This is a genomic window from Pantoea sp. JKS000250 (assembly GCF_003201065.1).
Classification (GTDB): domain Bacteria; phylum Pseudomonadota; class Gammaproteobacteria; order Enterobacterales; family Enterobacteriaceae; genus Pantoea; species Pantoea vagans.
In genome coordinates this window covers 2,561,343-2,586,753 of the sequence record NZ_QICZ01000001.1, presented here as the reverse complement: position 1 = coordinate 2,586,753, position 25,411 = coordinate 2,561,343, and the positions used below count along the sequence as shown (strand labels likewise).

At 57.2% G+C, this 25,411-nt stretch carries 20 protein-coding genes and 1 pseudogene; 9 read left to right on the top strand and 12 right to left on the bottom strand.

The window, feature by feature from the left end; genetic code table 11:
- Positions 1-10 precede the first annotated feature (10 nt).
- Both BY447_RS12260 and BY447_RS12255 read right to left on the bottom strand, forming a co-directional pair.
- Positions 11-1,102 (bottom strand): YncE family protein, encoded by a 1,092-nt coding sequence (locus BY447_RS12260; RefSeq protein ID WP_095706339.1) that lies wholly within the window; start codon positions 1,100-1,102, stop codon positions 11-13.
- 204 nt (positions 1,103-1,306) lie between these two features.
- On the bottom strand, positions 1,307-2,245 hold the full coding sequence (locus tag BY447_RS12255) for a LysR family transcriptional regulator (protein WP_110331220.1): 939 nt from the start codon (positions 2,243-2,245) through the stop codon (positions 1,307-1,309).
- Between the two features lie 64 nt (positions 2,246-2,309).
- On the opposite strand from BY447_RS12255, the gene BY447_RS12250 reads away from it, so the two are divergent.
- Positions 2,310-3,380, top strand: coding sequence for a tartrate dehydrogenase (locus BY447_RS12250; protein WP_110331219.1), 1,071 nt, complete (start codon positions 2,310-2,312; stop codon positions 3,378-3,380).
- Between the two features lies 1 nt (position 3,381).
- Here the strand turns inward: BY447_RS12250 and BY447_RS12245 are convergent.
- The 4 genes and pseudogenes from BY447_RS12245 to BY447_RS12230 form a co-directional block, all read right to left on the bottom strand.
- Positions 3,382-4,713: pseudogene (locus BY447_RS12245) on the bottom strand (glycoside hydrolase family 28 protein).
- A gap of 103 nt (positions 4,714-4,816) precedes the next feature.
- Positions 4,817-5,632, bottom strand: coding sequence for a carbohydrate ABC transporter permease (locus BY447_RS12240; RefSeq protein WP_010252038.1), 816 nt, complete (start codon positions 5,630-5,632; stop codon positions 4,817-4,819).
- Positions 5,632-6,504, bottom strand: coding sequence for a carbohydrate ABC transporter permease (locus BY447_RS12235; RefSeq protein WP_013359841.1), 873 nt, complete (start codon positions 6,502-6,504; stop codon positions 5,632-5,634). Before BY447_RS12235 ends, BY447_RS12240 begins: the two co-directional genes overlap by 1 nt.
- A gap of 57 nt (positions 6,505-6,561) precedes the next feature.
- Positions 6,562-7,893 carry an extracellular solute-binding protein gene (locus tag BY447_RS12230; protein WP_033781595.1) on the bottom strand — a complete coding sequence of 444 codons (1,332 nt, stop codon included), beginning with the start codon at positions 7,891-7,893 and terminating at the stop codon, positions 6,562-6,564.
- Positions 7,894-8,443: 550 nt separating this feature from the next.
- Here BY447_RS12230 and BY447_RS12225 point away from each other — a divergent pair.
- Together BY447_RS12225 and BY447_RS12220 are read left to right on the top strand one after the other, a co-directional pair.
- Entirely contained in the window at positions 8,444-9,043 is a 600-nt protein-coding gene (locus BY447_RS12225; RefSeq protein WP_110331218.1) for a GNAT family N-acetyltransferase, read from the top strand.
- Between the two features lie 12 nt (positions 9,044-9,055).
- A complete protein-coding gene (locus BY447_RS12220; protein WP_107319253.1) occupies positions 9,056-10,147 on the top strand; it encodes an ABC transporter ATP-binding protein in 1,092 nt (363 codons plus the stop codon).
- 59 nt (positions 10,148-10,206) lie between these two features.
- Here BY447_RS12220 and BY447_RS12215 read toward each other — a convergent pair whose 3' ends face one another.
- Both BY447_RS12215 and BY447_RS12210 read right to left on the bottom strand, forming a co-directional pair.
- A complete protein-coding gene (locus BY447_RS12215) occupies positions 10,207-11,325 on the bottom strand; it encodes an ROK family transcriptional regulator (protein ID WP_110331217.1) in 1,119 nt (372 codons plus the stop codon).
- Between the two features lie 40 nt (positions 11,326-11,365).
- Positions 11,366-12,250, bottom strand: coding sequence for a BadF/BadG/BcrA/BcrD ATPase family protein (locus tag BY447_RS12210; RefSeq protein WP_110331216.1), 885 nt, complete (start codon positions 12,248-12,250; stop codon positions 11,366-11,368).
- Between the two features lie 269 nt (positions 12,251-12,519).
- Between BY447_RS12210 and BY447_RS12205 the strand changes: the two genes are divergently transcribed.
- Entirely contained in the window at positions 12,520-13,677 is a 1,158-nt protein-coding gene (locus BY447_RS12205; RefSeq protein WP_013359835.1) for a Gfo/Idh/MocA family protein, read from the top strand.
- Between the two features lie 439 nt (positions 13,678-14,116).
- Here the strand turns inward: BY447_RS12205 and BY447_RS12200 are convergent, their stop codons facing one another.
- Entirely contained in the window at positions 14,117-15,358 is a 1,242-nt protein-coding gene (locus BY447_RS12200) for an MFS transporter (protein WP_110331215.1), read from the bottom strand.
- Positions 15,359-15,759: 401 nt separating this feature from the next.
- Here BY447_RS12200 and BY447_RS12195 point away from each other — a divergent pair, with 401 nt between their 5' ends.
- Positions 15,760-16,359: a hypothetical protein gene (locus BY447_RS12195; RefSeq protein WP_110331214.1), complete on the top strand. Its 600-nt coding sequence runs from the start codon at positions 15,760-15,762 to the stop codon at positions 16,357-16,359.
- 276 nt (positions 16,360-16,635) lie between these two features.
- On the top strand, positions 16,636-19,026 hold the full coding sequence (locus tag BY447_RS12190; RefSeq protein ID WP_110331213.1) for a glucose/quinate/shikimate family membrane-bound PQQ-dependent dehydrogenase: 2,391 nt from the start codon (positions 16,636-16,638) through the stop codon (positions 19,024-19,026).
- Positions 19,027-19,081: 55 nt separating this feature from the next.
- On the opposite strand, the gene BY447_RS12185 is transcribed toward BY447_RS12190, so the two are convergent.
- The 3 genes from BY447_RS12185 to BY447_RS12175 form a co-directional block, all read right to left on the bottom strand.
- Complete coding sequence (locus tag BY447_RS12185) at positions 19,082-20,287, bottom strand: MFS transporter (RefSeq protein WP_110331212.1); 1,206 nt, start codon at positions 20,285-20,287, stop codon at positions 19,082-19,084.
- A gap of 110 nt (positions 20,288-20,397) precedes the next feature.
- Positions 20,398-21,294 (bottom strand): LysR family transcriptional regulator, encoded by an 897-nt coding sequence (locus tag BY447_RS12180; RefSeq protein WP_110331211.1) that lies wholly within the window; start codon positions 21,292-21,294, stop codon positions 20,398-20,400.
- A gap of 170 nt (positions 21,295-21,464) precedes the next feature.
- Positions 21,465-21,833, bottom strand: coding sequence for a helix-turn-helix domain-containing protein (locus BY447_RS12175; protein ID WP_013359828.1), 369 nt, complete (start codon positions 21,831-21,833; stop codon positions 21,465-21,467).
- A gap of 331 nt (positions 21,834-22,164) precedes the next feature.
- Between BY447_RS12175 and BY447_RS12165 the strand changes: the two genes are divergently transcribed.
- From BY447_RS12165 to BY447_RS12155, 3 genes are all read left to right on the top strand, one after another.
- Positions 22,165-22,824 carry a response regulator gene (locus tag BY447_RS12165; protein ID WP_003855687.1) on the top strand — a complete coding sequence of 220 codons (660 nt, stop codon included), beginning with the start codon at positions 22,165-22,167 and terminating at the stop codon, positions 22,822-22,824.
- The gene (locus tag BY447_RS12160; RefSeq protein WP_033781582.1) at positions 22,821-24,176 is read left to right on the top strand and encodes a sensor histidine kinase; all 1,356 of its coding nucleotides are present in this window, start codon (positions 22,821-22,823) and stop codon (positions 24,174-24,176) included. The genes BY447_RS12165 and BY447_RS12160 overlap by 4 nt, the downstream gene beginning before the upstream one ends.
- Positions 24,177-24,455: 279 nt before the next feature.
- Positions 24,456-25,322, top strand: a complete 867-nt coding sequence (locus BY447_RS12155; RefSeq protein ID WP_033781580.1) for a nucleoside-specific channel-forming protein Tsx — start codon at positions 24,456-24,458, stop codon at positions 25,320-25,322.
- Positions 25,323-25,411 lie beyond the last annotated feature (89 nt).

Sequence of the window (25,411 nt, the reverse complement as noted above, 5' to 3'; positions counted from 1 at the left end):
GCCGCCTTTTTTATTGCAGCGTAATACGCGCCACGCCATCCAGCCTCTGACTGCTGTGATCGCTATTAAAGCCCTGCTTCAATGTCACGAACAGCGTCTGCCCATCCGGTGACACCAGCAGGCTGTTCGGGTGACTATCAAATGACCAGCTGTTTTTCACTTCATAGGTCGTGCCATCCAGTTGCAGCACCTTCTTCGAGTCGCGCTGGCTGATATAAATCTCATTGCGCTTGCCATTAAACTTAATCCCCATCGAATCAGCCGGATCCAGACGCTGAATCAGCTTGCCGCTGCGCTCATCAAACACCAGAGTGTTTTTCGCCTTAGAATTATCCGTGACAAACAGGCGGCCCGTCGCCGGATCCTCTGCCATGTTCAGGAACTGAGTGTTCTGCCCGTCACCGGCTGTCAGACGCTGTTCGATCCTGTGATTACGTGGATTGATCACCAGGATTTCGCCGCTGCCGTTCGCCGCGTAAATCCGGTCGCTGACCGGCGAGAAGATAATGCCTGTGACCCACTTCCCGGCATTTTTAATCCGGGTTTTCAGGGTCAGCGTTTTGGCATCGACCACCCAGATCACACCCGGATCGCCTGTGCCGCCGACATAGAGCAGCCCGTCATGCAGAAAGATTTCACGCGTGCCAACAGGTAACCCTTTCTCGTTTTTGTCGTCAAACATCAGGCGCTTCAGCACCTTTCCGTTCTCCGGATCAATCTTCGAGATACCGCCGTCCAGTGAGTTGGTGGCGTAGAGTGCGCTGCCGTCCGGCTCGCTAATCAGCCCAAAATTTTTCAGGTCGAAATGCCCCGCCCCGGTGCTCTGCAGCGTGGTGCCATCAAGACGGTAGATCATCCCGCCGCTGATATCCTTACCTTCCGGCGCACTGGCGACATAGAGCGCGTTTTTCGCGGGCAGATAAGCCATCTCATACAAACCTTCACCCAGCTCGCGCTCAATCAGGTTATCGGGGCTGGAGGGCTGCATCACTACGGCGCCACCATCGACTTTTTTCACCGCGGTCTGGCATGCCGTCAGGCTGAAGGTGATGACCACCGCCAGTGCGAGTGCCGTTTTACGCGGGCTGAACAACGCTTTCATGCTTAACTCCCCTATCGACCTGCTCTCCCGGCTGGCCGCAATGCAGAGGGCAGGCAGGGAAGAAAATGAATGAGAATCATACGCAGCAGAAAAAAGGCTGTAAACGCAGCGGCAGCCTGAAGCCACCGAATCAGCTTAATACGGTATGTTAATTGTCCACAGGCGCTTTTTCACGCACGCCAGTCAGTCAGTATAAAAACATGATTAATCAACCGATTGCAGATTGCTCTGCAGAAACGCCACAAACGCGATGATGCGTGCCGGCAGCTGGCGCTGCGCCTGCCAGACCGCAAAAATATCGCCATCAGGTGCCTGCCAGTCGGGTAAAACATGCAGTAACTCGCCTGTTGCCAGGCTGTGCTGCGCGTCCCACCAGGAACGCAGCAGAATGCCATGCCCATCCATCGCCAGCCGCATCGCCACTTCACCATCGTTGGTGATCAGGCTGCCGCGCACTTTCTGGCTGATGCTCTGTTCGCCGCTGGTCAGCCGCCACAGGGTAAAATCGCTGTCGTGCTGGCGCAGCAGAATACAGTTGTGCTGCGCCAGATCGCGCACCATAACGGGCAGGCCGTGGCGGGCAGCATAGGTGGGTGAGCAGCAGAGGATGCGCGGATTCGTGCGCAGTTTACGCGCCACCAGCCGCGAGTCCGGCGGTTCGCCGACGCGGATATCAATGTCCATGTGCGCATCCAGAAAATTAAGCGGCTGACTGCTGAGCGACAGCGACAGCGAGAGCTGCGGATGCAGCGCGGCAAAGGCCGAGACGCAGGGCGCAATATGGCGACGGCCAAAACCAAATGAGGCGTTGATGTTAAGCGTGCCACGCAACTGAGCCGTTTCACCGCTGACCGCCTCTTCCAGCGCCACCAGCTGATCCAGCAACGGACGCGCTCCTGCCAGATAACGGCGGCCTTCCGGCGTCAGCTCCAGCCGTCTCGTGGTGCGGCGCAGCAGTTGCACACCAAGGCGCTGCTCCAGCTGGCTCAGACGTTTGCTTACCGCCGCCAGCGACAGGCCCAGTTCGCGCGCCGCCGCAGTCAGACTATCCAGTGCGGCGAGGCGAACAAAGAAGGCTAAGTCATCGGTGGAGGTGCGGGATTCTCTACTTTGATTCAACAATGGATTGCCTTTCAGGCTCATTATTTCCCCGGAATCGACAGTTATACTGCGTACACAATTCGAACATCAACCGGAAAGGTGCCCTGTGACTGACAAAATCCACCGCATTGCTGTGATCCCTGGCGACGGCATCGGCAAAGAAGTGATGCCGGAAGGCGTCCGCGTAATGAATGCGGCCGCAGAGAAATTTAACATTCCGCTGCGCTGGGAGTGGTTCGATTACGCCAGCGCCGACTACTGGCAGCAGCATGGCAAAATGCTGCCTGACGACTGGTTCCCGCAACTGAAAGCCTTTGATGCGATCTATTTTGGCGCGGTGGGCTGGCCCGATGTGGTGCCCGACCACATTTCGCTGTGGGGTTCGCTGCTGCAGTTCCGCCGGGAGTTTGATCAATACGTTAATCTGCGCCCGGTACGACTGATGCCAGGCGTCAAAGCGCCGCTGGCGAATCGTCAGCCCGGCGATATCGACTTCTATGTGGTACGCGAAAACACCGAGGGTGAATACTCCAGCGTTGGCGGCACCATGTTCCCCGGCACCGACCGTGAAGTGGTGATTCAGGAGACGGTGATGACGCGCACCGGCGTCGATCGCATCCTGAAGTTTGCGTATCAGCTGGCGCAGAGCCGGCCGAAGAAACACCTGACCTCCGCCACCAAATCCAACGGCATCGCCATCACCATGCCTTACTGGGATAGCCGCGTCGAAGCGATGTCCGGCCAGTTCCCCGAGGTTCGCGTCGACAAATATCACATCGATATTCTCACCGCCAACTTCGTGCTGCACCCGGACTGGTTTGATGTGGTGGTCGCCAGCAACCTGTTTGGCGATATCCTCTCCGACCTCGGCCCGGCCTGTACCGGCACCATCGGCATTGCGCCGTCCGCCAATATCAATCCGGAAGGCCTGTTCCCCAGCCTGTTCGAACCGGTTCACGGTTCTGCGCCCGACATCGCTGGCAAAGGTGTCGCCAATCCCATCGGTCAGATCTGGTGCGGGGCGATGATGCTGGAACACCTCGGCTACAAAGCCGCGGGTGATGCGGTGTTAGATGCGATTGAACGCACGCTGGCGGCGGGACAGCATCTGACGCGCGATCTCGGCGGCAGCGCCAGCACCGGACAGCTTGGTGCCACCATCGCCGCCGCGCTGTAAATCAATCCGGCAACTGCACCACACACTCAGGGTGCCAGCCTGGCGGTAGCGGCTCCGGACGTGTTATCACCAGGCTGTGCAGTTGCAGGTTCTTTACCCCACGCGCGAACAGGCCCGGCAGTCCGCCGGGATAGCGCTCTACGCCAAAGGCTTCGCCAGTTTTCAGGTCAAGTTTGTAGGCGTTATCCAGCCCCATGCCGGTCGGTGAGTCCGGGTTACAAGGCGGCCGCACGTCATAGTGTCCCTGTGTCATCGGCGACACGCTCTGCCGCATCTGCAGCTAGCTGATCACCACATCACGTATCCAGCCGGGTTCAGCCGCATGCAGGTTAATCGCCCCTTCTGCCACCCCCGTCAGATTACTGAACTGCACCTGCTCCACAATGCCAGGCGTGATGGCGGGATCGCGGCGGCGCACCGAAATATGCAGCGGATCGGCTTTACCCCAGTGACAGGGCGGCGCGTGGTGACAGGCGAAGGTCAGGTTGCTGAACAGCAGACGCCGCATCGCGCCGCCGTCACGCGACAGAATGCCGATGCCGCGGTTGGAATCAAAAATGGTGCAGCCGGTTACCGTGACATCTTCGACGTCATCCCAGGTTTCGGTGCCGATCTTAAAGGCGCAGCTGTAGCTGCGCAGCAGGCAGTTGGTGATCATAATCTGCCGCGCCGGACGCCGCAGCGCGGCCGGTTTATGGGTGGTTTTAATGCAGATGGCATCATCAGCGGCGCTGAGGTAGCTGTTGCTGACAAACACGGCTTCGCAGCTGTCGATATCCAGCGCATCGGTATTCGGCATGGTCATCGCATTGTCGATGGTGAGGTGGTCGATATGCACATGGCGACAGCTCACCAGATGCACTGTCCACATCGGTGCCTGCACAATGGTAAAAGCGGTGAGCGTCACCTGCTCGCAATCCTCAAACACAATAATGCGTGGCCGGTCGGCACACGGCAGACGATAGCCCTGCTCATCCCGCTCAGCGGCAAACCAGGCTTCACCCTCGCCATCGATGCGACCGGTGCCGCTGATGATGATATTGCGCTGGCCCAGCGCATAGAGCAGCACGTTGTGGGACTTTTCCGCGCAGCTCAGCGCCTGCACCGCCTGGTAGTCGGCCAGCCGCGGACTGGCGATCAGCACCGCACCTGCTTCAAGGTGCAGTTCAAAATCAGAGGGCAGATTCAGGCAGCCGCTGCGATAACGTCCGGCAGGCAGCGTCAGACGGCCACCGCCTGCCGCCGCAATCTGATCCATCGCGCGTTGCAACACGGCCGTGTCCGGGGTTTCGCCATCGGCGACAGGGTGAAAATCAGCAAGGGAAAGGTGCATCATGCGTCTCCCGCAGGGTTGAGGAGGAGGAATTGCAGCACGACACGGCGCGGCAAACCTTTGTCTGGCCGCCAGTGCGCCGTTTCGTGCGGGACATCACAAATTACTTAACGGCCCCTTCGGTGACGCCGCTGATAAACTTGCGCTGGAAAATCAGGAACACCACGATCAGCGGCATAATCACAATCATCGCGCCCGCCATCAGCACCGGAATGTCGATGGTGTTTTTGTTCTGGAAAAACATCATGCCAATCGGCAGCGTGCGCAGCTCATCCTTGTTAACCAGAATCAGCGGGATCAGGAACTCATTCCAGGTCCAGATAAACAGCAGCAGCCCCAGCGTTGACAGAGTCGGCCAGATAGCGGGCACCAGAATGCCCCACAGAATTTTGACGCGTGACGCGCCATCCATCACCGCCGCTTCTACCAGCTCTTTCGGCACCTGCTGAAACGCGCTGGCGATCATCAATGTGGTAAAGGGCAGCGACAGGGCGATTTGCGGCAGGATCAGCGCCAGGTAGGTGTTGGTCAGCCCCATCCAGCGCAGCTCGTGATAGAGCGGAATAATAAAGGCTTCACTCGGCAGCACCATCCCCAGCGCCAGCATCGCCCCAATGACTTTTTTACCGGGGATTTTCAGCCAGGCGAAACCGAACCCGGCCAGAATGCCGAGCAGCACGCTGAACAGCACCACCGGGATCACCACCAGCACCGAGTTGAGGAAGTAGACGTTGAAGTGTCCCTGCTGCCATGCGGTCAGATAGTTTTTAAAATTCAGCGAGGCGGGCAGCGTGAAGACGCCCTGAAACAGCTCCATCTGGGTTTTAAACGAGGTCATCAGCGCCATCAGAAATGGCAGAATCGTCATCAGCGCCACGATCCAGATCAGCGCGCGTGAAATCACCGGCGTGCTTCGCATCAGTAACGCTCCTTTAAAGCCAGATGGATCAGATAGTTAATCCCTAAAACAATGATCATACTGAACACCGCCACCGATGAGGCGTAGCCAAAGTAGTGCAGGTCAAAACCCTGCTTATACATAAAGATGTTGGTGACCATGGTGGAGGTGCCCGGCCCGCCCTGGGTCATCACATAGACCAGGTCAAAGGCTTTCAGGCTGGCGATCACCGTCAGCAGCAGGGCAATCCGCAGCTCAGGCCGCAGGCCAGGCAGCGTGATACGCATAAATTTCTGGCGACGCGATGAGCCATCCAGGTCGGCGGCTTCCAGCAGTGAAGGGTCCATGCGCTGCAGGCCCGCCATAAACAGTACCAGACAGAAGCCAAAGAAGTACCAGGTGGCGACCAGACCGACAGCGGGCAGCGCCCAGGTAAAATCACCCAGCCAGGAGAGCGCCAGCTGTGGCAGGCCGATCGCGCGTAATATCTGGTCGATTGGGCCAAACGCCGGGTTATAGAGCCAGCGCCACACCACGCCCAGGACCGCCATCGGCATAATGTAGGGCAGGAAGAAGAGAATGCGCAGCACGCTGCGTTCGCTGTTGTTGCGCGTATCATAGAGAAAGCTGCAGAGCAGCAGGCCGACGCCAATCGGCAACAGGGTATAGAACAGCATCAGGATGGCGTTATTGCCCAGCGCAATCCAGAACACCGGATCGCTGAACATCCGCAGATAGTTGCTGATGCCGCTAAACACCGGCAGCGAGGTGCCGTCCCATTCGGTAAAACTGATGCCCAGCGAGGCCAGCAGCGGGAACAGCAGAAACACCGCATAGACCAGCACCGCAGGCAGAACATAGAGAAAATTACGCCAGCTGCTTAAATTCAACATAACCCTACTCGTGGTTCAGAACGATGCTCAGGCCCGGCTGTGCGCCGGGCCTCCGGCTTAATGCTTCAGAGTTTTCAGGTAACGCTGATAGTTGTTATCAAAATTTACCACCATCTGATCGGCAGTCTGACGACCCGCCAGCAGCAGCTGGACATTCTGATTCAGCTCGGCATTCATGGTCGGCGTGGCCCAGTCTACATAGTGACCTAAACCGTCATAGTCGTTGAGCGTCAGCCAGACCTGATACGCCTCTGCCAGCAGCGGATTATCCGCCGGCATTTTGGCCGCCTTGTTGGTGCTGGCCGGCAGGAAGCCCACTTTCAGCCAGCGGTTCGCCATGGCATCCGAGACCATATAGTTGATGAACTTCGCCGCCCCATCCTGCTGATCTTTGCCTTTAGCGGTGCTGGTAATCGAGAACGCCAGATCGGTTCCGCCTACCATCAGCGGCTGCTTCACGCCGTCACCGGCAGGCATCGCAGCAAAGTGAATATCCTTGTTGTCTTTAAACTGGCCGAGATACCAGGTGCCGCTGACCAGGAACGCCGCCTGGCCGTTCTGGAACAGTGTCGCCGCATCGTCGTGACCAATGCCCTGGAAACCCGGGAAGAAGTACCCTTTGTCGGTCCAGCTCTTCATCATCGTGGCAGCATTGACCAGCTTGCTGTCTTTGAAGGTGCCGCCCACATCGTAAATCAGATTATCCAGCGTCTTGCGGTCGTGGCTCTCAATCTGCGCCTGCCACAGGGTGCTGAGCAGCTGCTGGCCCATGTTGCCATCCAGCAGGCCCAGCATCATCGGTGCGGTGCCCTGCTGTTTCAGCTTCGCCATGGCACTTTCCAGTTCGGCCAGGGTTTTTGGCACCGCGATGCCCGCTTTATCCAGCAGCGCTTTGTTGTAATAGAGGCCGACCATTTCGCCCAGGCTGGCGACGCCGTAAAGCTTGCCGCTGCCGAACTCGCCACTGTCTGACCAGCGGTTACGTTTCAGAATCGAGTCCGGGAAGCGGGTCGTCCAGCCATAGCTGGCGGCGTAGCTGTCGAGCGGCAGCAGCAGCTTATCTTTGACCAGCGAACCCATATCACCGCCGCCCTGATTGACCTGCGCGATCTGCGGGCCATCACCGGCGGTCAGTGCCAGCTTCAGCGGAATACGGGTATCTTCAAAGGAGTGAACCGAGCGGTTAATCACGATGCCGGGATTCTGCTGTGAGAATTCTTTAATCCCTTCATCCACCGCAGCAGTCTGCTCCGGGTAATTGTAGATATCCCACTCATTCAGAGTAACGGCGGCGTGAGCGGCATGAGAAACGCTGCCCGCCAGCAGGCCCGCTGCCAGCAGCCGACCCACATTGCGAATTCGGAACGAACGAACGGAGGAAACAGACATTATGCTCACCTTCTTCAGACCAGGATCGGCATCCTTTCATCTCACCGCCTGACATCCTGCAGGCTGCAGCCGCACACAAATGCACTCACTCATACTTACTTTAATGGAAAAATAAAGTCAAACAGCCTGCATTGGGAATTGCAACGCTGTGAGCACGCGCAAATAAACAACGATATGAGGCGAAATTCAGCACGCCACGCTGGCTTTTACGTCATTAACCGTGGCGGCACGTCGCCAGCCGCTTTTTCTTCAGCAGGAGATACCAGCCTGATAATCGCAAAATAACGTCCTGATAAAACATATGAAAATCCTATCACGCTCACACTTTTCTCCTTTGATCGGCCGTGAATCTGCCGCCAGCCGCCCTGTTCCGGGCGTGTTGGCGATCACAGTTGTGCATCCTGACGCCGTTAAACGTTGCCGAACCGCCCATGTTAGTGCGATAAGGTAATTATTCTATCTTGAAAACTAAGTCCACTTTCATTAACGTAACTTTCACCTGCGGATCTGTTCAATCCCTGACCGGTTCCCTCACTCACGAGAATTCACCATGGCGAATCAAGGTGTCATTCGTCCGGCCACGCCGGCGGACTACCCGGCGCTCTACCGCATCTGCCTGGAAACAGCCGATGCAGGCGGCGATGCCCGCGCGCTCTACTCCGATCCTGACTATCCCGGCCAGCGTTTTGCCGTCCCCTATGCGCGCTTCGCGCCAGACTTTGCTTTTGTGCTGGAGCGGGACAATGAGGTGCAGGGATATGTGGTGGCAACACCGGATACCCGCGCGTTCGAAGCACAGCTTGAGGCCGAATGGTGGCCACAGCTGCAGGAAAAATATCGCGATCGCCGTGCAAGCGCCCCGCTCGACAGCAAAGTACTCGATGCGATCCGCCATCCCGACCAGGCCGCTGACACCCTGGTGACGCAATGGCCCGCGCATCTGCATATCAACCTGCTGCCGGCGGCTCAGAAAGGCGGCTGGGGTCGCCGGATGATTGAGCATGAACTGGCGGCGCTGCGCGCTGCCGGTGTGAGCGGTGTCCATCTTGGCGTAAGCCTGCAGAACGAGCAGGTCTGTGCCTTCTATGCGCGCATGGGTTTTACCCCGATCCTGCGCAGCAATGCCATCTACATGGGCCAGTTACTCTGAGTGAGGTAGCCGATGACCAGCCTGCGCTTGCAGAATGTGAAGAAGTCGTATGAACACGTGAATGTCATCCATGGCATCGATCTGACGATCAACAGCGGCGAATTTGTGGTGTTTGTCGGGCCATCCGGCTGTGGCAAATCGACGCTGCTGCGGATGATCGCCGGGCTGGAGGAGATCAGCAGCGGACAGCTGCTGATTGAGGAGCAGGACATGACGCAGCAGCCCGCCACCGAGCGCGGCATCGCGATGGTGTTTCAGTCCTATGCGCTCTACCCCAACATGACGGTGCGCGGCAATCTGGCCTATCCGCTGGAGGTGATGAAAAAGTCCAAAGCGGAGATCAACGAGGCGATCACTCAGACGGCAGCCCGTCTGCATCTCACCGAACTGCTCGATCGCCTGCCGCGCGCGCTCTCGGGCGGACAACGGCAGCGCGTGGCGATTGGCCGGGCGATTATCCGTCATCCGCGTATCTTCCTGTTCGATGAACCGCTCTCTAACCTTGATGCCGAGCTGCGCCTGCAGATGCGGATTGAGATCGCCCGGCTACACGCCTCGCTCGGTAACACGATGATTTATGTGACCCACGATCAGCTGGAGGCGATGACGCTGGCTGACCGCATTGTGGTGCTGCGTCAGGGCCGCATTGAGCAGGTCGGCGCGCCGCTGACGCTCTATCACGATCCGGATAATCTGTTTGTCGCTGGCTTTATCGGCTCGCCAAAGATGAATTTTCTGCGGGCGGAGATCAGCGCCACCGGCGAAGGTGAAGTGCAATTGCGGGTGCCGGAACTAAAGATTGAGGGGCTGGTGCTGAAGATTGCCGCCGACTGCCGCGAGGGGCAAACCGTGACGCTGGGCATTCGTCCTGAGCACTTCCAGCCTGCCGCGCAGACACCGGAGGCACAGCGCTTTCATGGCGAGCTGGCCTATGGCGAGATGCTGGGCCACACCAACTATCTCTACCTGGATATCGGGCGCGAGCAGATGCTGGTGGTGGAAGAGCGCGAGGCAACTACGCGCGATCTGGGTACGCAGGTTGAACTGGGCTTTTCTGCCGCACACTGCCTGCTGTTTGATGAGCAGGGAATGCGCCTGCGCTAAGGCAAACGCGGAAATAAAAAACGGGCGCCGAAGCGCCCGTTTTTTATTTGAGAGCTCAATCAGGTGACCGGCTCTTCGTCGGCCTGCGCCGCCAGCAGATCCAGCAGCCGGTTGACGGCAAAACCCGCTGCGCCCAGCGCCCACATCCGGTTCGATTCCGTCAGGAACTGCAGCGGCGTCATGTGCGGTGTCAGTTTAAGCCGGTAAGCCTGGAAGCTCTGGGTGATGTGATCGAGCAGAATACGTGACGCCATATGCGGCTCCATCGCCAGATAAACCACATCCGGGTCGTAGGCCACCGACAGGTTCGCCAGCGAAATTCCCAGCTCGCGCCCGGCTTCCTGCAGTACCGCCAGAACCTCAGGCGTGGGTCGCTGATCCAGCGCCTGCAACGTGAGGCCTTCTACCGGTTCCTGCTCAGCCAACCGCTGCAGAATGGCGCGCGATGAGGCGACATCCTCCAGCAGACGCAGCGAGCCGTCACCCACCAGCCCGTTGCCGATCTCGCCTGCCTTGCCGTGACGACCGCGGTAGAGCTGACGATTCAGGATGATGCCCGCCCCGATCCCTTTGCCGTAGGTCGCGATCACCGCCGACTGGGCGTTGCCGAGCTGACCAAACACCAGCGCCGCCATTGCCATGGCGTTGGCGTCGTTCTCGATAAACACTGGCAGCGAGAAGCGTTCTTCCAGCAGGCATGCAATCGGGACGTTATCCCAGTCGAGCACTTTGGAACGGATGCAGTAGCCATTTTCGGCATCGACCAGGCCCGACAGCGCCAGGCCTATCGCCCCAACCCGCTTCTCCTCCACGCCGCGCAGGAACTTCGCCAGCGCATCGCCAAGCTGACGTGGTGTCAGCGTACCTTTCGGCATCTGCTGTTCGCCCAGCAGATTGCCGCTGAGATCGGTCATGACGATCAGGTTACGTTCCGCATTGAGCTGAATGCCAATCACGCTGGCGCGATCGGGATTGAGGCCCAGCAGGGTTTTTGGTCGCCCCATCGACACGCGACGCAGCCCCAGCTCCTGCACAATCTCCTGCGCCAGCAGCCGATTAGTGGCCTGCGACACGGTCGACATGCTCAGTCCGCTGCGGACTTTCAGGTCTGACTGGCTGATCGGCGCATTTTCAACAATCAACCGCAGAATACGCGCGGTTACGTTGGGAGCGGTCATAAATTCCTCGGGTTATCTGGCTGAGAAGGCTCAGCCAGTTTCAGATCGGTAATCGGACAGAGGTCAGCTGCTGCGCCAGTATCAGCGCCCCGCTCAGGGCATCGCCCTGTGGCGTCACGAGCCGGGCCTGGATATCGTCGTCCAGCCAGCGCTGAATTGGCGTGGCCAGGCCACCCATCAGCGCCACCCGTCCGCTGCTCAGCGCAATCAGACGGCGCACCATCAGGCCGATATCGGCGGCGGTCTGATGCAGCAGATCCTGTGCGTGGCTGTCGCCCGCATCGGCGGATGCGAAAATCTGTGGCACCACGCGCGCCCAGTCGGCAGGCGTCGCTGAGCGCGTCCAGAGCAGCATCGTTTCCGGGCTGTCACCGAACTGTGCCATCAGCTGCCGGGAAAAGGCGGTCGGCGTAATAATGAACTCATGGGCCAGCAGCGCCAGACGCAGCGCACGGCGGCCCAACTCCGCGCCCGATCCCTGATCGGACAGGGCAAAGCCCCAGCCGCCAAGCAGCGTAAAGCGTTCGCCATCCCAGGCCGCGCCCTGACTGCCGGTGCCGATGATAAAGACGGCGCCAGGAGCGCCAGCATGCGCGCCCGCACAGGCGATTTCCACATCACTGACCACCTGTAACGCCGCGCAGGCAGGCTGCCAGCTGGCGAGCCGCGCCTGCACCGAAGCGACATTGGCACCCGCTAATCCGGCCACCAGCGCGGTCTGCGCCAGCGCCTCCGGCGCTAATCCCGCCAGTGACAATACCCGGTCAATCAGCTGTCCGACGCAGGTCAGCGCCGCGTCATAGTCTGACCAGACGTTGGCAGGCCCGCCGGTGGCTTCCGCCAGCACGCGGCCCTGCAGGTCGGTTAACCGCGCGCGACACTGTGTACCGCCGCCATCAATGCCAAGAAGATAGTGTGGTTGCACGCGCTTCCTTCCCGATTTTGGGTTATAGCCATAATGAGCGAACGATAGGATAAAAAAACTTAAATCGCAATAACAAATAAATATGGCAAAAATATATCGACACTTTTTGTTTATTTTACATTGAGATAACAAAAAATGCGCCGCAAAACGCGCAGCGTGTTATTGACATTAGTTTTTCCGTCGTAATAAGTTGGTGGTCAGATTATCAACAGGCGCGCCCGATCGCAGGCGGGCTATGCATTATCCGATTTCAGGAGCAGGGGTTTAACATGAAAGTAGGCATTATTGGTCTCGGCTTTCGTCTGTCCCACGTGATCAAAGAGTTCAGCAAAGCCGATGACGCCTTCTCGGTAGTGGGTTATTACGACCCGGCCCCGGCCGGACTGCCTAATCTGCACAGCTTTGGTATCGCGCCCGGCCAGGCCTTTGCATCCATCGACGCGCTGCTGGAACACGGCGGCATGGATGTGGTGCTGGTTGGCTCCCCCAACTTCCTGCATCTGGAGCATGTAGGTCAGGCGCTGGCGGCGGGCTACACGGTCTTTACCGAAAAGCCGGTAGTGATCAATGAAGAGCAGACCATGGAGATGGCGAAGCTGGTGCGCCAGTATGGCGAGGCACGCATTCTGGTCGGCCTGGTGCTGCGCTACTCCCCGCTTTATCACGATCTGCTGGCGGCACGCGATGCCGGGCAATTAGGTGAAATCACCTCGATTGAGGCGACGGAACATATCAAGCCTTACCACGGCGCGTTCTTCCAGCGCGACTGGCGACGTCTGGAGAAGTATGCCGGCCCTTACATTCTGGAGAAGTGCTGCCACGACATCGACCTCTATCAGGGCCTGTTGCAGGAGCGTCCGATCCGCGTCGCCAGCTTTGGTGGCCGCAAATCTTTTACCCCGGCGCATGCCCCGCAGGGGGCGATCACCGCTGAATCAGCGCTCTATCACGAAAAACCCAGCGGCTGGTCGAGCACCGATGCGGTCTTCGACAGCGATGCCGATATTGTTGACTACCAGACTGCACTGATTGAGTACGAAGGCGGCGCGACGCTCGCCTTCCACGCCAACCTGAACGTGCCGGATGAGTTCCGCCGTTTCTGCGTCATGGGCACCGACGGCATGGCGGAAGGCGACTTCGTACGAAACTACTTCCGCGTACACAACGCGCGCAGCGGTGAGAAAGAGGTCGACACCGCTTACAGCGGCAATGCTTATGATGGTCACTACGGTGCAGATGCCCTGATGGCAGAAGAGATCGTTAAACATATTAAACAGGGAACACCGCTGAAAGTTTCAGTTGTGGACGCGCTGGAAGCGGGCCTCACCGCCATAAAAATCGATGAGGCGCGCAAAACCCGCAGCGTAGTGGACATGCGTGAAAGCTGGCTAACATTTGACGCCAACCTGGGAAAAACCGGGGCCTGATGGTCCCAGCCTGCGGGTCAGACTCCCCCTCTGACTCCGGGTTTTGAATGGCAGTATGACTGGTAACTTCCTGTACTGGCCTTCGGGCCAGTGACATTATTGATGTTGAGCGCCACCTTAATAACTCTGCCCAACTCTCAACCAACGTCTTTTCCCTTCTCCTCAGCCTGAGGCAACTTACATTCTTAAAGCGATTGGGACATAGGCCTGCATCCGATCCAGACCTGCTCTCCACAACCAGCCCTAACAAACCACTCCTCAGCCCAAGGCAACTTACGCACTTAAAGCGATGGGAGCATACGCCTGCAGCAAAGCATCGCGGGCCAGGGATGGGCCGCGCTGAGCCTGCCAGGGATGGCGTCTTTTGCGTCTTTGCGAAAGGCGTATACTCCCTGAGCCTGCTCAGTGGCCCATGACCGCTGCATACCTCTAACCAGCTCTAAACCGGATCCACCTCATTCTCCAGCTTCTGACGCCGCCGAAGATGCGGAAACAGCTTCATCCACAACGCCACCACAATCAGTGTACCGATGCCGCCAATCGCTGCCGCGGGTGCCGCCCCCATCCAGGCTGCCAGCAATCCCGACTCAAACTCGCCCAGCTGATTTGACGTATTGATAAAAATTGCGTTAACCGCATTCACCCGTCCGCGCATGGCATCCGGCGTATCCAGCTGCACCAGCGCACCCCGAATCACCATACTTACCATATCAAAGCCGCCCAGCGCACAGAGAGCAATCAGCGACAGCCACAGCTGCGTGGACAGCGCGAATACCAGCGTGGCCACGCCAAATCCCGCCACCGAGCCAAACATAATCATCCCGACATGCTTGTCCAGCTTGTGACGGCTCAGCCAGATGCCCACCAGTAATGCGCCTACCGAGGGCGCACCGCGCAGCATCCCTAACCCCCACGGCCCGGTATGCAGAATATCTTTGGCAAAAATCGGCAGCAGCGCCGTTGCGCCACCAAGCAGCACCGCAAACAGATCGAGCGAAATCACTCCAAGGACATCTTTGCGCTCGCGGATAAAGTGAATCCCGGCAAACAGATTCTTCATATTCATCGGCAGACGGGTCTGCACCGGACGCTCATAACGCAGCAGACTCACCAGCGTCAGCGAAATCAGATAAAACAGCCCGGAAACGCCATACACAACATGCGGCCCGGCAACATACAGCAAGCCGCCTATCGTCGGCCCGATAATCACCGCCGCCTGGCCCCCTACCGAGTTCATCGCCATCGCGCGTGCCAGAATCGAGGGCGGCACCAGCGACGGCAACATTGAGGACATCGCGGGCCACTCCAGCGCCTTCGCCACCGCAATCATAAACACCAGCCCCCACAGCGCGATCTTATCGGCGGTATGGAATAAGGTAAGCACCACTAATGCCACCAGTGCAGCAAATTCCACCAGTTGCCCCAGCAGCACAATGCGCCGCCGGTCATATTGATCCGCAAGATGACCTGCAGGTAGCGCCAGCAATACCGACGGCAGAAACTGCATCAGGCCAATCATCCCTAACGCCATTGCGCTGTTGGTCAGCGCATAGATCTGCCAGCTGATCGCTACCGAGAACATCTGAAAACCAAATGATGAGCAGGTGCGCGCCAGCCAGAATGCGACAAATGTCCGATGTCGCCACAGCGACTCTTCCGCTGTTGATGCCATAAATCCCATGTCTTATCCCAAATCAGGTGAGGAAGCCCGCATCGTTGCACGGTATTATTGGTGTGGTGATTGATGATGCTAAATTAACAGACCGGATGAGACCTGAATGGCTGCGGCTCCAGCCCTGTCTCTCTGCCCAACAAAAGGCATACCCGTCTGGCACAGGCACGTCCGACCTCTCCTGACTATTACCAGCCTATTGGTCCCGACTATTGAATATATTCCAGCACATCATCAGACGCCAAAGGAATTATCATCTCTTTGCTAATGGGTTTATTTACTTTCTCAGGCAACAAAAGGATGATTTGGATTAAGCAGATGATCTATATTTATTCACGCGTTTAAAAAAATGCGACTTTTTATATGATTAATTATCAACAAATCCTTTTTTATTGCATTTCATAGAGATAATGAAAAACAGTTTATATAACCCCTATGTTACTGAACCTATCCATCACGTTAAGCGTAATGTCTCTGGCATTTGCTATAGCGTGCCTTATCTTCAGCAAAACCAGGAAAGCAGAAATACACTTAATACAAACAACATTATTTCATTACACAATCAAATTGCCACTGAAGCAGCATTAATGATTATTCCGATCGATGATATGCGATTACGGGGAATGATTGCTGTACCGGACGCTTATTCACATTTACAGAATGGGCGTATCCGGATTGGAATCAATTATTCCAGTTTAGTGGCACATTATGCGCCACTGCTTGAATTAACTAAGAAATTTGATTTCTGGCTTTATGATTTTGCGCCGCCGGGAGCAGACTGGCGACTGCTGGAATCCTTTCCTTTTTCAGGAATTGTTTTAAACGAAGCGTTCTTTAATGACAATTATGAAAAATTTACCTTTCCCTTTTTTATGGCGACATTTCGTGAAAAAGGAGCAGAGGTCATCGTGCGAAGTCATACGCCGACTTTAACGGCTGAGCAGTTTGCTGAGATAAATATCAGCGGCTGGCAACAGCAACGCTCGGACGGCGATCTTATTAGCTGCTGATTCACAAATCCTGCCTTCCGGCGTTAAGGGCACACGGCGGTGCGCTTAACGTCCTTTAATCCCTCATAAAATGTCGCATTACTGCATTTGTTAAGCGCTTTAAGCTAAAAAAATCAAACCTCGATCTGATTTTGCTATAACATTTAACACAAAGGGATCGTCTGTCTTAGCGGAAGAGATACTCAAGAACACCCTTAATCATTTGTACTTGATAACTGGAAGCAACCTATCTGGTTGTTTTCGTGTGTTTTATGGTAACGAAACGAGGTCGATATTATGGGGAAAAACTCCTCATCATTTGGCGTAATTCGTTTTCTGACAGTGCTGTTCGCAGCGCTGACGGGCGCGTTTATGCTGATTGGCGGTGGCTGGTTAGCCGCCATTGGTGGTTCCTGGTATTACGTTTTCGGCGGTGTGGTGATGCTTATCACCGCTTATCTGCTTTCCCGTCGTAAAAGCACCGCGCTGGTTCTCTATGCGCTGCTGCTAATCGCCACCCTGATCTGGGGTGTATGGGAAGTGGGTACGGACTTCTGGGCACTGGCACCGCGCACCGATGTGCTGGTGATCTTTGGTGTCTGGCTGATCCTGCCGTTTGTTTATCGCAGTGTTAACGCAGGCAGTAAAGCCGCGCTGGGTACGATGGCTGTGGCGCTGGTTGCCAGTGCTATCGTGCTGGCCTATGCGGTGTTTAACGACCCGCAGGTGATAAACGGTTCAGTGCCAGAAACCGCTGACAACGCCCCGCAGGCTGCGCCGCTGAGCAACATCCCGGATGCTGACTGGCCCGCTTATGCGCGCGATCAGCAGGGAACCCGTTTCTCGCCGCTGAAGCAGATCAATCACCAGAACGTGAAAGAGTTGCAGGTTGCCTGGCAGTTCCAGACGGGCGACATGAAAACCCCTAACGATCCGGGTGAAATCACCGACGAAGTTACCCCGATTAAAATCCGCGACACGCTTTACCTCTGTTCGCCACACCAGATCCTGTTTGCTCTGGATGCGGCCACCGGTAAGCAGAAGTGGAAATTTGATCCGGGCATGAAGGTTAACCCAACCTTCCAGCATGTGACCTGTCGTGGTGTTTCTTATCACGAAGTGCCGGCAGCCGCCGATGCGGCAAACACGCAGCCTGCGCTTTGCTCACGTCGTATCTATCTGCCTGTAAACGATGGTCGCCTGTTTGCCCTGGACGCAGAGACCGGCGAACGCTGCCCGTCATTTGGCGTCAACGGCGAGCTGGATCTGCAGCACAAACAGCCTGTCACGACTGCGGGTATGTATGAGCCGACCTCGCCACCGATCATTACTAACACCACCATCGTCATGGCGGGTGCGGTTACCGATAACTTCTCAACCCGCGAGCCGTCAGGCGTGATTCGTGGTTTTGATGTGAATACCGGCAAACTGCTGTGGGTGTTTGATCCAGGCGCGAAAGACCCGAATGCCATTCCGGCTGATGAACACACCTTTACCATGAATTCACCGAACTCATGGGCACCGGCAGTGTACGATCCGAAACTGGATACCGTTTATCTGCCAATGGGTGTGACCACACCGGATATCTGGGGCGGTAACCGCACACCAGAGCAGGAGCGTTATGCGAGCAGCGTGCTGGCTCTGAACGCCACCACCGGTAAGCTGGTCTGGTCTTATCAGACCGTGCATCACGACCTGTGGGATATGGATCTGCCGTCGCAGCCAACGCTGGCTGACATCACCGATAAAGATGGCAACACCGTACCGGTGGTTTATGCGCCAGCGAAAACCGGCAACATCTTTGTCCTGGATCGCCGCACCGGCAAGCCAGTGGTACCTGCGCCAGAAACGCCAGTACCACAGGGTGCTGCCAAAGGCGATCACGTTGCCGCTACTCAGCCCTACTCTGAGCTGACCTTCCGTCCGAAGCAGAACCTGACGGACAAGGATATGTGGGGCGCAACGATGTTTGACCAGCTGGTGTGCCGCGTGATCTTCAAGCGCCTGCGCTATGAAGGTCCGTTCACCCCGCCTTCTGAGCAGGGTACACTGGTGTTCCCGGGTAACCTCGGTATGTTCGAATGGGGCGGTATTGCTGTCGATCCACATCGTCAGATTGCGATTGCTAACCCAATGGCGCTGCCGTTTGTCTCGAAGCTGGTTCCACGTGGCCCGGGCAACCCGATTGAGCCGCCGAAAGGCGCTGAGGGTGGTTCAGGTACGGAAACCGGTATTCAGCCACAGTATGGCGTGCCGTATGGCGTCGAGCTGAATCCGTTCCTGTCACCGTTTGGTCTGCCATGTAAACAGCCTGCCTGGGGTTACATCTCCGCGGTGGATCTGAAGACCAACGACGTGGTGTGGAAACAGCGTATCGGTACCGTTCGCGATAGCGCACCGGTTCCGTTGCCGTTCAAAATGGGTATGCCGATGCTGGGTGGTCCTATCACCACTGCCGGTAAGGTGTTCTTCATTGGTGCGACAGCAGATAACTACCTGCGTGCGTTCAGCACCGATACTGGCGAGCTGTTATGGCAGGCACGTCTGCCAGCAGGCGGCCAGGCGACCCCAATGACCTATGAAGTGAATGGCAAGCAGTACGTTGTCATCGCAGCAGGCGGTCACGGTTCGTTTGGTACTAAGCTGGGCGATTATGTGATTGCCTACGCCCTGCCAGACCAGAAGTAATTCACGACGCTGTGAATAACCTAAGGCGGACTCCGGTCCGCCTTTTTTGATCGCGTTATTTACGCATCCCGCGCCAGTTGAGCCAGGCGCAAAACAGCATCACCACGCAGGTCGCCAGAAACACTGGCCGCATCCCGAATGTCCCTCCCACCAGCCCACCGAACAACGGACCGCTGACCTGGCCGATATACTGCGCCGACGTCGAATATCCCAGCATCCGCCCGACCTGGGAACCGGGCACGTTATGGCGGATAATCGCTGTAATGCACGGCATCAATCCGCCCAGCGCCATCCCCATCAGAAAACGCAGTATCACCAGTTGCCAGGCCGCGGTAATAAACGCCTGCGGAATCAGCAGCACCCCACTGACCAGTAGTCCGCCGGTCAGAACCCGCCAGTGCCCTACCCGATCGGCCAGACGACCCAGCCGGGGTGACGCCAGTACCGTGCCCAGCGCCGCCGCAGACATCACCAGTCCGGCGATCATCGTGATTTGATGGTCGCCCTGCACGAACTCGCCCACGTAGAGCGTGATTATCGGTTCAATCGACATGCTGGCGAAGATCAGCAACATGCCGGAGAGCCACATCAGCCGTACCAGGGTGTGATTAACCGGCTCGTCTGCGGACTGCGCTTGCTGGCTGGCGCGCGACGTCGCGGTAGCGCTCGACTGCTCTTTAAGTAAAAAGGTGGTGGCGAGGAAGGCAAGAAAGATTACCGCGCCGGTCAGCCAGAACGTCTGACGGATGCCGATCAGCGGCGGTAACACTCCACCCAGCAGCGGCCCGACCACATTGCCCGCCATAATGCCGGAGGACAATACGCCCAGCGCCCAGCCGGTCTGCGCTTTTGGCGTCTGCGCTGCCACCAGAATGGTCGATCCCGATGCGTAGCCACCCAGCAGCCCGGCCAGCAGCCGCAGCGCCACCAGCTGCCAGTGCGCGGTCGCCATGCCGATCAGCGACATCGCAATCGCCATCCCCAGGCTGGCCCGAATCAGCATCAGCTTACGACCATAGCGATCAGCCAGCCTGCCCCACAGCGGCGCAGTCAGCGCGGCGCTGAAAAAGGTCGCGCCATAGGCTATCCCGGACCAGCGGGCGATGGCTGCCGGCTGCTCAACGCCCAGTTGCTGCACATAGAGTGGCAGAAACGGCAGCAGCAGCGTCATCGCCACGATGGTGGTAAAAGAGCCGACGACGCAGACCGCTAAGTTACGTCGCCAGTGCTGAAACTCTGCCGTTTCGGGTGACTGTTGCATGATGATATCCGTTGAATGATCAGGGATACAGGCTAACCGGAGTCGCAGAGTAACAACAGTCGTGGCGTAATAGTTACTCTGTGGCGCTGATTGTTGTCAGCAGGCAACAATCAGCCCGGATTCAGCGCCGTAATCAGGGCATCGCACAGCAGTGTCGCCGGCGACGCCGGTTCAGGCGTATTGTGCAGCAGCAGATAGCTTTGCAGGCGATCCATCTGCCACTCCGGCAGCAGTTGCTGGATATCACCACGTGCCACCGCCTCTTGCGCCATGTAGGACGGAAGATAAGCGATACCGCTGCCTGCCAGTGCGGCATTGAGCAGCGCCATACTGTTATTGGCGCGAAAGCGGCTGCGCACGTCCAGTGCCAGCCGCTGTTTATCACGGCGGAATGGCAGCGCAGCGGTGTGCGCCGGACCGTGAAATAGCAGCAGGTCATGGCGCGGCAGCATTTCAGGATGGGTGATTACGGGTCGCTGCGCCAGATAAGCCGGCGCGGCATAAAGCCCCCACTCGATATCGCTCAGTACCCGGAAATTGCCCTGCTGCGGCGAGCAGGATCGGATCACAATCGCCAGATCAACCTGATCGTCCAGCCGATCGTGATTGCGATCGGTCAGATCGAGATCGACGTTAATATGCAGATGGCGGCGCAGGAAATGATTGAGAACGGGAACCACGCATTGGCAGCCGAACGTGACGGGCGCCTGCAGCCTGACATGCCCAGTGGGCTGCTGATGCACCTGCTGCACAAACGCCTCGGCGCGCTGCACTTCAGCCAGCATCCGCACACAGTAGGGATAATAAGCCTGGCCCAGCTCAGTCAGTGCCAGCCGCCGGGTGGTACGCTGTAGCAGCCGGATACCGAGCCGCAGCTCCAGACGGGCAATTTCCCGGCTGACGTGAGATTTGGACAGGCCAAGTGCCCGTGCTGCCTCACTGAAACTCTGCAATTCCACGACCCGTGCAAACACCAACATGGCGGTTAAATTCTCGCCGTTTTCCATGTTCCCGACTCCGACAGTAAAAGGGGCAGGCAACAAACTAACACGTCAGGGCGGGGTCACTGTGGCGGGCGGGCAAAAAAAGACGAGGCAAAGTTCAGGAGGAGAGCGGCGCTGAGCGCGGGCCGACCTTCCCGTCTGTATGCGCGGTGACGGGAAGGTCTTAACAAGCATCAGCTGGCCATCGCCAGAGGAAACAGCAGCCGATCCGGCTCAACGCGACGCTGACGGCGCAACTGGCCCGGCGTCATCATAAAGTAGTTTTTAAAGGTGCGGGTATAGGCCTGCTGGGTATCGAAGCCGTAGTTCATCGCCACCTGCAGTATCGCTTCGTTGCTGCTTAGCAGACTGAGTGCAGACTCGGTTAAGCGGCGCTGGCGGATATATTCTGCCAGTGAAAAGCCGGTGTGCTGGCGAAACAGGCGTTGCAGATGCCAGCGCGAATAGCCCGAGCGGCGTGCCACCTCATCCAGATGCAGATCGTGTCCTAAGTTGTTCTCAATCCAGTCCAGCAAACTCCGAATAAACTCGCGCTGATTCATGGTTCCTCCTGTTGATGCTGATGTGCAGTGGAGCCACTCTACCCGCTAAAATTTATCCCTTAATTAGCAGAAAATTAGCGCAGAATTAGCAACGGCGGGAATGGGGCGATAATAGCCATTTCAGAGCAAGCTATGACGATTGTCCGCCAAAATAATTCGTGCTGTGGCAAGGCGGCAAAGGCGCGAATTCCCAGGAGCTGACATTGGTCAGTGACTGGGGTGAGCAAAAGCAGCCAACGCCGCCACAGTGCGAAGTATGAAGGCGAAAGGATAATTCTGGCCTAACAATTGGTGAGTAAACTCTCTCTTATCTTTACGAAGGAGATCAGCCATGCGCGTGTTACTGGTTGAAGATGATGAAATGATCGGCGCGAACCTGCAACAGGCACTGCAGGGCGCGGGCTGGTCAGTAGATTGGGTGCGCGATGGCGTCTATGCCCAGAATGCCTGGAGCGAGGGCGGCTACAGCTGCGTGCTGCTCGATCTCGGCTTACCGCGCGATGACGGTCTGCAGGTGCTGCGCCGGGCGCGCGGGCGCGGCGACGCGACGCCGGTGCTGATTCTTACCGCACGCGACACCGTGGCGCAGCGGATACAGGGGCTCGACAGCGGCGCGGACGACTATCTGCTTAAACCGTTCGATCTCCAGGAAGTGATGGCCCGGATGCGCGCCATTACCCGACGCAGCCACGGCGCGGCTGACTCCGTACTGGGCAGCGGCGATGTGCAGCTGGATATGATGACCCGCGAGGTGTTATACAAAGGCCAGCGCGAACAGCTGACGGCGCGGGAATATGCCCTGCTCTACGCGCTGCTGGAGCGGCCGGGCGCTATTCTGTCGCGTGAACAGCTGGAAAACCGTATCTACGGCTGGGGCGATGAAGTCAGCAGCAACGCAGTGGATGTCCTGATCCACGGCATGCGGCGTAAGCTGGATAACGACGTGATCCGTAACGTGCGCGGACTGGGCTGGCGGGTTCCGGCAATATGAAACCTTTCCGCTTTATGCGCTCACTGCGCAATAAACTTCTCTCTACCCTGCTGATTATTCATCTGCTGATGATCGGCGGCGTCACCTGGTATTTCTTCAGCTGTTACGGCGATATGGTCGGTACCATGAAGGACGATCAGCTGGCAAAAATCGCTGATGCCTGGTCCACCAATAAACAGATGCCCGCCCTGATGCCGATGCTTATTGCACCTGACAAAGCAAAGAGCGCCTTTGTAGTTCAGCTCTGGGACGATCAGGGCCAGCTGCGGGCCAGTTCATGGCCGGAGTTGCAGGCTCCGCTGCAAAACCAGCGCGGTTATCACGATGTGCATGTGGGTCAGTGCGACGACTGTGAATGGCGTATTTTTTCCCGGCCCGGCATGCCTGGCAGCGAGATCAAAACGATTCAGGTGATGCACAACCTCAGCTACATGAAGGCCTCAATGGTCAAGCGGGCGCTGTCGGCGATCATTCCGATGATCCTGATGATGCCGCTGTCGCTGCTGGTGATCTGGCTGGTGGTGCGCAAGATCACCCGCGATCTGCAGGTCGCTTCGCGTCAGATTGCGGCGCAGGAAACCCATCATCCACACAATGTCTCACCGGAAGGCTTACCGGATGAGATCCTGCCGCTGGTAGCCGCTTACAACTCGCTGCTGAGTAAGCTGCGTGACGCCTGGTCGTCGCAGCGTCAGTTCCTGGAAGATGCCGCGCATGAGCTGCGTACGCCGGTAACAGCGGTGACGTTACAGCTGGAAAACCTGCGTCAGCATATTCAGCCGGGTGAAGCGAGCCGTCAGTTCAGCCAGTTGGAAGCGGGCGTCACGCGTACCCGTCACCTGGTCACGCAGTTACTCAATGTCTCACGTCAGGATGACCAGAGCGTGGTGTCCAGCGTGGAGCAGATCGAACTTGAAGATCTGCTAAAAGAGAGCATTGAGCAGTTGATGGTGGTGGCGGATAAGCGCGGCATCGATATCGGCTTTAATGGCTCCACGCAGTATCGCCTGCAGGCCAGCCGTTCCGAATTGCGCAGCCTGTTCGACAACCTGATTGGTAACGCTATGTTGCACACGCCGGAAGGCAGCCTGGTCGATGTGCTGCTGCATCGGGTCGCGGGCAAAACGGTGGTCGATATTGTTGATAACGGACCGGGCATGCCGGAATCCTTTATCGAACGTGCGTTCGACCGTTTTACCCGTTCGCCAGACGTTAAAGCCCAGGGCAGCGGGCTGGGATTATCGATTGTGCGCAACGTCGCACAGAAACATCAGATTCACGTCGCCCTTTCCAATTGCCTGACGCCACAGGGTGCAATTTGTGGTTTGCAGGTTCGCGTCACTCTTCCCTGATCCAGCCTGTTTGATCACGAACCAGACAACGTAAACGGTTGCCTGGTTCCGTTCGATCCACGCCGTTATTGTGAAGTGCATCACATTTTAGCTGAATTGTAATGCAACACTTTTTGACAAACGTGAGCAAAATCTATTTTCTATCGATCTGTTACAGGCACGCTACGCGGGCTGAAGAACGGGTTGTTATTCGCTGTGAAACCCTCATTCCCATCAAGGGACCGATTTCTCTCTGACTGCGTCTGGTGTGCAGCGGTCAAAAGCATGTGGCTGATAATAATGAAATATAAAACGTTGATAGCAGGTGCCGTGCTGGCATGTTCATTGAGTGGTGCTGCGCAGGCCGCTGAAAGCGATCCGCAGTATCTCTCGGATTGGTGGCATCAGAGCGTTAACGTGGTAGGCAGCTACCACACGCGTTTCGGACCGCAGTTTAACAACGACGTTTATCTGGAATATGAAGCGTTTGCAAAGAAAGACTGGTTCGATTTCTACGGCTATCTCGACGTGCCTAACTTCTTCGGCGTCGGCAACAGCAATGCCAACGGCGTATTCGACCACGGTTCACCGATGTTTATGGAGATTGAGCCGCGCTTCTCTATCGACAAACTGACCGGCACCAGCCTGGCCTTTGGTCCGTTCAAAGAGTGGTATTTCGCTAACAACTACATCTACGATATGGGCCGCAATAGCGATAACCGCCAGAACACCTGGTATATGGGTCTGGGCACCGATATCGATACGCACAGCGATGTCGGCCTGTCGCTGAACGTCTACGCCAAATATCAGTGGGAAAACTACGGCGCGGCGAACGAAAACAGCTGGGATGGCTATCGCTTCAAGGTGAAATATTTCGTGCCTATCACCACGCTGTGGGGCGGTAATCTAGGCTATGTGGGCTTCACCAACTTCGACTGGGGTTCCGATCTCAACGAGAAAGGCGGTTCATCACGCACCAGCAACTCCATCGCCTCCAGCCACATTCTGTCACTGGGTTACGATCACTGGCACTTCTCTGCGGTGGCGCGTTACTTCCACAACGGCGGACAGTGGGCGGATGGTCAGGAGCTGAACTTCGGCAAAGGCCCGTTTGAAGTGAAATCGACGGGCTGGGGTTACTACCTGGTGGCGGGTTACAACTTCTGATAAAGATAACGGGCGGCTGAAAAAACCGCCCGTCACGCAGGAGATCTGGCCTGGAGCGTTGTCTCTCCAGGCCAGCTTTTGAGAGGCAG